The following is an 8303-nucleotide window of genomic DNA, read 5'->3' on the forward strand; positions in this document are numbered from 1 at the left end:
GTGTCAAAGAAAATCGTAACAATTATTGATGTGAAAAATTATGTTGGTCAAGAAGTGACCATCGGTGCTTGGGTTGCCAATAAGTCAGGTAAGGGTAAGATTGCTTTCTTGCAGCTGCGCGATGGCTCTGCCTTTTTCCAAGGAGTGGCCTTCAAGCCTAACTTTATCGAGAAATTTGGCGAAGAAGAAGGATTGGCGAAGTTTGATACGATTAAAAAGCTTAGCCAAGAAACTTCTGTCTATGTGACAGGGGTTGTCAAGGAAGACGAGCGTTCAAAATTTGGCTACGAGCTGGACATCACAGACATCGAAATCATCGGTGAGTCAAATGACTATCCAATCACGCCCAAAGAACATGGGACTGACTTCCTCATGGACAACCGTCACTTGTGGCTGCGTTCTCGTAAGCAAGTAGCCATGATGCAAATCCGCAATGCCATTATCTACGCTACCTATGAATTCTTTGACAAGAATGGTTTTATGAAGTTTGACAGCCCAATCTTGTCAGGAAATGCAGCAGAAGACTCAACTGAGCTCTTTGAAACAGACTACTTCGGAACTCCAGCTTACTTGAGTCAGTCAGGTCAGCTTTATCTGGAAGCAGGAGCCATGGCTCTTGGCCGTGTCTTTGACTTTGGTCCTGTATTTCGTGCTGAAAAATCAAAAACCCGTCGTCATTTGACGGAGTTCTGGATGATGGATGCAGAGTATTCATACTTGACGCATGATGAGTCACTTGACTTGCAAGAAGCTTATGTTAAAGCCTTGATCCAAGGTGTGCTTGACCGTGCTCCTCAAGCTTTGGAAACCTTGGAACGCGATGTAGAACTTTTGAAACGCTATATTGCGGAGCCTTTCAAGCGTGTTAGCTATGATGAAGCGATTGATCTTTTGCAAGCCCATGAGAATGATGAAGATGCTGACTATGAGCATCTGGAACATGGTGATGACTTTGGGTCGCCACATGAAACATGGATTTCAAACCACTTTGGTGTACCAACCTTTGTCGTGAACTACCCAGCAGCCATCAAGGCTTTCTATATGAAGCCAGTTCCTGGAAATCCAGATCGCGTCCTCTGTGCAGACTTGCTGGCACCTGAAGGCTACGGTGAAATCATCGGTGGTTCTATGCGTGAAGAAGACTACGATGCTCTTGTTGCTAAGATGAATGATCTTGGTATGGATACGACAGAATATGAATTCTACCTGGATCTTCGTAAGTATGGAACAGTTCCGCACGGTGGATTCGGTATCGGTATCGAGCGTATGGTAACCTTTGTAGCAGGAACCAAGCATATCCGTGAAGCCATTCCATTCCCACGTATGTTGCATCGTATTAAACCGTAAATCAATGAAAACGCCCATGGGGCGTTTTTTCAGCAATGAACTATGAAATAATCCAAATATAGAATTTTAGAGAAAGAAGAGGTATGAGTCATGTAAACAGCAGATTAACAAGTGATAAAGGATAAAAATGAAGAAACACTTGTTAAAGGAGAAAAAATGTTTAAAAGAAGTTATCGGAAAAATATCGGTCTTATGGCCGGAGTTGAATTTTTTGCCTTTCTAGGCATTACCAGTTTTTGGATTTTATTTCTAAGTCAAAATGGCATGTCCCTCTGGCAGATTGGGCTTTTGGAAAGTATCTTTCATGCGACTAGCGTTATTTGTGAAATTCCTTCTGGGATGTTGGCGGATCGCTTTTCCTACAAGACCAATTTGTATCTGAGCCGGATAGCTGGGATTGTGTCTTCTGTTCTCATGTTGGCCGGGCAGGGGAACTTTTGGATTTATGCTCTGGCTATGGTGATTAGTGCTTGGTCTTATAATTTTGATTCGGGGACAAGCGCAGCCATGGTCTATGATTCGTCTGTGGAGGCCGGACTCAAGGAACGTTACCTATCCATCTCCAGCTTTATGTCTGGAGTGGCTGAAGCGACCCGATCTTTGGGAACGGTCTGGGCCGGATTTTTTGTCCATGGACAATTGCATCTGACCTACTATATCATGATTGGTACCTCTATCATCGTTCTTTTCTTGACCTGGATGTTGAAGGAGCCAAGTGTTAAAGCAGAGAAAGCAGAACGTCTGACCATGAAAAAGATTATCTGGGCTGTCAAAGAGGAGTTGCATAGGAATCCCAGTCTATTTACCTGGATGATTCTGTCGCAAATCATCTGCACCTTGATGTGTATGTTTTATTTTTATTATCAAAATCAATTGCCTGATTTAAAAGATTGGCAGATTTCGGTAGTCATGCTGATTGGCAGTGCTTTGAATATCTTGGCGGTCTATCTGGCGAGTGTGATTGGAAAGAAGTATTCTGCCTTAAAACTTTTTCCTTCAGTGGTTCTTCTAACCGGAGCAAGCTACCTGCTGTCCTATTTTGGAACTCCGATCATTTATATTTTGATTTATCTAATCAGCAACGCCTTGTATGCACTCTTTCAGCCGATTTTTGACAATGATTTGCAAAAGCAGCTGCCAAGTGAAGTACGGGCGACCATGCTCAGTGTTTATTCTATGATGTTCAGCCTGAGCATGATTGTCATTTTCCCTGTGACGGGCTGGTTGATTGATCACTTTGGCTTCAATTGGACTTTTATAGCTTTGGGTAGCTTCTTATTTGCTGTAACTCCATTTTTACATTTAGGATTAAAGAAAATAAGCCAGAACTTACAAGAAGTCTAATATCAATGTTCTCTTTCTGCTGGTCAGAAGGAGAATATTTTTTGCCCTTTGAAAATTATGGTAAAATAAATACAGTTAAATGGAGAAGTAGGCAGTATGAAAGATTTATTGAAATATTTCAAGGGCTATATCAGGGAGTCTTTGCTGGGACCCTTGTTTAAGCTTTTGGAAGCCAGTTTTGAACTCTTGGTTCCGCTTTTGATTGCGGGGATTGTGGATGAGACCATTCCTAGACACGACAGCTCCCATCTCTACTGGATGGTTTTTCTTTTGATGGGCTTGGCTGCTCTGGGCGTGGTGGTTGCAGTGGTGGCCCAGTATTATTCGTCAAAGGCAGCAGTGGGCTTTACTCGTCAGATGACAAGCGACCTCTATCAAAAAATCCTGCGTCTGCCCAAGGCTAGTCGGGATGAGTTGACGACTTCTAGCTTGGTGACCTGGCTGACGAGCGACACCTATCAGATTCAGACGGGCATCAATCAATTCCTTCGTCTCTTTCTTCGGGCGCCTATCATCGTTTTTGGCTCTATCATCATGGCCTTTACTATCAGTCCGGTCATTACCTTGTGGTTTTTGCTCATGGTGGCAATTTTAACGGCTATTATCGTCTTCATGTCTCGTCTGATGAATCCTCTCTACGCTAAGATTCGCCAGCTGACAGACCAACTAGTCAATCTGACGCGTGAGCAGCTACAGGGCATGCGGGTTATACGAGCTTTCGGTCAGACCCAACGCGAGGTTCAGACCTTTCGCAATCGCAATGAGCTCTATAAAACCTGGCAAATCAGGACGGGAGCTCTGGCTAGTCTGATTAGTCCTCTGACCTTTCTCACAGTCAATGGTACTCTAATTGCTGTGATTTGGCAGGGGAATACCTTTATCGGAAAGGGCTTGCTGACCCAGGGGATGCTAGTGGCCTTGGTCAATTATTTATTGCAGATTTTGGTGGAATTGCTCAAGCTGGCTATGCTGGTCAATTCTCTCAATCAAAGTTATATCAGCGCAGGCCGCATCAATCAAGTATTCGAGCAAGCAGAAGAAGATGTCCTGCAGGAATTAGTGCAGGAAACAGCTTTGCCAAATCAAGCCATTAAAGTCCAGCAGGTCAGCTTTTCTTATCCAAATGCAGCTAGTCCAGCCTTGACTGGCCTGACTTTTGATTTGAAAAGAGGTCAGACTTTGGGGGTTATTGGCGGGACAGGTTCAGGTAAGTCTACTCTGGTTCAGCTGCTGGCCCATCTCTATCCAGTGGCTGCTGGTCAGTTAACCATCTTTTCTCAAGGACGCAGTCCCAAAAATCTGAGCGAATGGAGGTCCTGGATCAGTCTGGTGCCTCAAAAGGCGGAGCTTTTCCAAGGAACTGTTCGCTCCAATCTGACCTTGGGTATGTCAAGCAAGCCAACAGATGCAGACTTGTGGCAGGCTTTAGAGATTGCTCAGGCAGCGGACTTTGTCTCTCAGAAGGAAGGTGGCTTGGATGCGACTGTAGAGGCCTTTGGTCGGAATTTTTCTGGAGGTCAGCGTCAACGTTTAACCATTGCCAGAGCTGTCTTGCGGAGGGCGCTTTTCTTGGTTTTAGATGATGCGACCTCAGCTCTGGACTATTTGACAGAGGCTAGACTCCTGCAGGCTATTAAGAATGAATTGACAGAGACCAGTCTGGTCTTGATCTCTCAGCGAACCAATAGCTTGCGCTCGGCGGATCAAATTTTAGTACTAGATAAGGGAGAACAGGTGGCCCTTGGTCGCCATGAGGAACTCCTAGTCAGCTCTGCCATTTACCGAGAAATCCATCACTCACAGCATAGCCAAGGAGAGGAGGACAAGCATGAAGCATAAGACATCACCTAGCAGCTTGAGGCGTTTGACTCGAGATTTGCTGCAGGCGCGCTGGCTCTTTTTCCTAGCTAGTCTGGGAACGGTGGCTCAAGTGGCTCTGACTGTTCTTCTACCAGTTTTAATCGGGAATGCGGTCGATAGCGTTCTTCTGCCTCAAGCGGACCAGCATTTGGTGCCGATTTTGGGCCAGATGTTGTTGGTCATCTTAGCCAATACGCTGATTCAGTGGCTCAATCCCTTGCTCTATAATCAGCTGGTTTATCGCTACAGTCAGCAGCTCCGTCAAGGTGTTATCAAGAAAGTACACTATCTGCCTTTGGCTTATCTGGACCGGCAGGGAACCGGAGACTTGGTTAGTCGGGTGACGACGGATTTGGAGCAGCTCAGCAATGGCCTACTTATGGTTTTTAATCAATTTTTTGTAGGTTTGCTGACCATCTTAGTGACTATCATTAGCATGGCCAGATTGGACTTTTTCCTCTTGCTTTTGGTTCTGCTTTTGACGCCCCTTTCTCTTTTCTTAGCGCGCTTTATTGCCAGAAAGAGTTTTAGCTTTTTCCAACGGCAGACGCAGGCAAGAGGAGAGCAGACCCAGCTGATTGAGGAAAGCCTGACCCAGGAAAGTTTGATTCAGGCTTTTAATGCTCAGGAGCAGTTTGATACAGCTTTTACTCGCAGTAATCAAACCTATGCAGACTATTCGCAGGCGGCTATTTTCTATTCTTCGACGGTCAATCCTTCGACTCGTTTTATCAATGCCCTGATTTATGCTTTGATTGTAGGCTTTGGGGCTGTCCGCATCATTCAGGGAACAGGCTTTACGGTTGGACAGCTGGTAACTTTTCTCAACTACGTCAACCAGTACACCAAGCCTTTCAACGATATATCGTCAGTCATGTCGGAATTGCAGAGCGCTTTAGCTTGTGCGGAGAGGATTTACAGCGTTTTGGACCAAGAAGAAATAGCAGAGTCTGGTCAGGAAATCCTCCAGTCGGAAGATGTCAGAGGACAGATTAGCTTTGAGCGTGTGGCTTTTGGCTATGAGCCTGGCAAAGAGCTGATTCAGGCTTTGAATATAAGGATTCCAGCAGCTAGTAAGGTTGCTATTGTCGGGCCGACCGGTGCTGGCAAGTCAACCCTGATTAATCTCCTCATGCGCTTTTACAATGTAGATAGTGGTCTTATTTCGCTAGACGATGTTCCCATCACGCATTACACCAGATCCTCTTATCGTCAGCAGTTCGGTATGGTACTGCAAGAGACTTGGCTCAAGACGGCGACTATTCACGACAACATAGCTTTTGGCCGGCCAAATGCCAGCCGAGAAGAGGTCATTGCAGCTGCCAAATCGGCCAATGCGCATTTCTTTATCCAGCAACTGCCTCAGGGGTATGACACCTATCTGGCGGATGCTGGGGACTCCCTGTCTCAAGGTCAGCGGCAGCTATTAACCATCGCGCGTGTCTTCCTTGCTGTTCCTAAAATCCTAATCTTGGATGAGGCGACTTCCTCCATTGATACCCGGACAGAAGTCTTGATTCAGGAGGCTTTCAGCAAGCTCATGGTGGGTCGTACTAGCTTCATCATTGCCCATCGCCTGTCTACTATTCAAAATGCTGACATCATCCTCGTTATGGTAGATGGTGATATCGTCGAACATGGAAATCATCAGGAGCTCATGGCAGCCAGAGGTGTTTATTACCAAATGCAGACGGCGCAGGAGTAGAAGGGGAGCTTTATTAAAGTTCACAGATTGATGCTAAACAAAACTAAAAGAGTTGGATTTCCAACTCTTTTTGCTTATAATTCAACTTCTTCAAACCCTGTCTCCGTCAGTTTATAAATCTTCTGGCAGACTTCTTTGAGAAAGATTCGGTCGTGGGAGACAGCTATGATGGCGCCAGGATAGGTCGCCAAAAGCTGGCGAACCTGAGGCTGAGAGGTGGGAGAGAAGTTGCGGGTTGGCTCGTCTAGAAGGAGGACATTGGGGCGGTCTAGGACTAGTTTGAGCAGGAGGAGCTTGGCTTTTTGGCCGCCGGAAAGCTGCCCAATCGGGTGGCGGGCCTCGTCGCGCGTGAACTGGAGACTGGCTAGATGCGTCAGGATTTTTTCCTCCTGGGACTTATCGCCAGAGGGAGCCAGAAAGTCCAAAGGGCTGCTCTCATCAGCTAGCAAGTCACCATAATGCTGGGGCATGTAGCCGACCCGCATATCTGTCCGCTCACGCAGGATCTTCCATATTTCCTTAAGCAGAGTGGACTTGCCTGCACCATTAGCACCAATCAGTCCGATTTTTTCCTGTCCGCAGACCTCCAGAGTCAGGTTCTCCGCCAGTTGTCGTTCGTCTGTTTCCAGTTTCATTCCTTCTAATTTGAGGATTCTTTTGGTCAATGGCAGAGCTTCTATGTCTGAGAAGTGAAGGCTGATGGCATCTTCCTGTGTCGGAATTTCTGTCATTTCAGCACCTGCCTTTTCGAATCGTTTGCCCTGTGAGAGGACGTTTTTCATTTTCTTAGCCACCAGTCGACCTGCAGTAGCATCATGGGTGTTTCGTAAAGTATGCTCCACACTCTGCTTAACCCGTAGGTGTTTTTCCATGGTCTTGGCGTGTTCTTCCCGCTCTTTCCGTGCCAATTGACCTTGTTTTTCAAAGGCCTCCTGACGTTTGTGGCGGTAATTTTCATAGTCCAGACTCTTGACATTGGTTCTAGCCTCCTGCTTCTTTTTGATTCGCTCCAGATGAACAATCTTGGTCGCAGCTTGAGCGAGGAAGTGCTCGTCGTGAGAGACGAAAAGAACTGTTCTCTGGCCGTGGCTGATAAAGTTTTCCAGCCAAGTCAGAGTTTCGAGATCGAGGTCATTAGAGGGCTCATCAAGAAAGAGAATGTCCCAATCACTGGCTAGTTTCTTGATGAGTTGGACCTTGAGCTTTTCTCCTCCAGATAGGCTGGCGAGCGGTTGCTGACTGGCAAAACGCTGGCTGTCAAAGTTGAGCTCTCCAGCATAGCGATAGAGCTTGGCATAGTCCAGCTCGGTCTCAAAATCAGCAAAGAAATAGTCATTGAGCGTCAGTTGGGCATCCTCTGAAGGTAGCTGCTGGGGCAGGTAGACAGCAGGAGTATAGGACTTATCAATCTGTCCGCTGTAGCTGACATAGGAGCTGACCAGTCGCTCGTCTAGCAGGAGCTTGAGTAGGGTGGACTTGCCATTGCCCTCCTCACCGATAATAGCGACCTTGTCTCCTTGATTGACTGTCAGTGACAAATCTTTGACTAACTCTTTCAGGTCTTTTAGGTGGGTGATTGTTAGATTTTTTATTTGAAGCATAGATGTCTCCTTCGTTTTATAACACAAAATACAGCCCTGCTTTATTTAGCAGAGCTGTTTTTAGTTGCACAAAGCAGACACAGGAGTGCCTAAGTAGGATTATTCGTTCATAGGCTTCCAGCTTACACTGTCATAGGAGCGACAGGATTAATCTAAAGATAAGCAAATAAAAGCTAGAAAGCACCAAAAACGAACATCCCGCGGATATGCAGAAACATGACAAAATCTACTAAATAAAGTTTCCTTTAAAAAATAGACTTAATTTTTCATGTCTCCGTGTACCTCCGAAATAGTTCTGCTTTAAGTCTAACAGAAGAAAGTAAATTCGTCAAGCGCTTTCAAATAAATAAAAATTTTTAAAAGATTTTTGGAGCAAATTTTTATAAACTCTTTAAGAATATTGATTTCAAGACTTTTAAGCTGATTTTGATATATAATTTTTTAAT

General features: G+C 45.5%; 5 protein-coding genes. 4 read left to right on the top strand and 1 reads right to left on the bottom strand.

Going from position 1 to position 8303, the window contains the following annotated elements; genetic code table 11:
* The 4 genes from asnS (at nucleotide 1) to HMPREF1150_RS07785 (ending at nucleotide 6256) form a co-directional block, all read left to right on the top strand.
* Nucleotides 1–1347, top strand: a complete 1347-nt coding sequence (asnS, locus tag HMPREF1150_RS07800) for an asparagine--tRNA ligase (RefSeq protein ID WP_009659378.1) — start codon at nucleotides 1–3, stop codon at nucleotides 1345–1347.
* A gap of 156 nt (nucleotides 1348–1503) precedes the next feature.
* Nucleotides 1504–2691: an MFS transporter gene (locus HMPREF1150_RS07795; RefSeq protein WP_032905397.1), complete on the top strand. Its 1188-nt coding sequence runs from the start codon at nucleotides 1504–1506 to the stop codon at nucleotides 2689–2691.
* A gap of 96 nt (nucleotides 2692–2787) precedes the next feature.
* Nucleotides 2788–4530, top strand: coding sequence for an ABC transporter ATP-binding protein (locus HMPREF1150_RS07790; protein WP_009659441.1), 1743 nt, complete (start codon nucleotides 2788–2790; stop codon nucleotides 4528–4530).
* Nucleotides 4520–6256 (top strand): ABC transporter ATP-binding protein, encoded by a 1737-nt coding sequence (locus tag HMPREF1150_RS07785; protein ID WP_009659368.1) that lies wholly within the window; start codon nucleotides 4520–4522, stop codon nucleotides 6254–6256. Before HMPREF1150_RS07790 ends, HMPREF1150_RS07785 begins: the two co-directional genes overlap by 11 nt.
* A gap of 74 nt (nucleotides 6257–6330) precedes the next feature.
* Here the strand turns inward: HMPREF1150_RS07785 and HMPREF1150_RS07780 are convergent, their stop codons facing one another.
* Entirely contained in the window at nucleotides 6331–7857 is a 1527-nt protein-coding gene (locus tag HMPREF1150_RS07780) for an ATP-binding cassette domain-containing protein (protein ID WP_009659422.1), read from the bottom strand.
* Between the last annotated feature and the right edge of the window lie 446 nt (nucleotides 7858–8303).

The sequence above is a fragment of the Streptococcus sp. AS14 genome, from assembly GCF_000286495.1.
Classification (GTDB): Bacteria; Bacillota; Bacilli; order Lactobacillales; family Streptococcaceae; genus Streptococcus; species Streptococcus sanguinis_P.

Coding starts and splice junctions, on each gene's coding strand:
- HMPREF1150_RS07795 (WP_032905397.1), top strand. CDS start 1,504: ATGTTTAAAAGAAGTTATCGGAAAAATATCGGTCTTATGGCCGGAGTT.
- HMPREF1150_RS07790 (WP_009659441.1), top strand. CDS start 2,788: ATGAAAGATTTATTGAAATATTTCAAGGGCTATATCAGGGAGTCTTTG.
- HMPREF1150_RS07785 (WP_009659368.1), top strand. CDS start 4,520: ATGAAGCATAAGACATCACCTAGCAGCTTGAGGCGTTTGACTCGAGAT.
- HMPREF1150_RS07780 (WP_009659422.1), bottom strand. CDS start 7,857: ATGCTTCAAATAAAAAATCTAACAATCACCCACCTAAAAGACCTGAAA.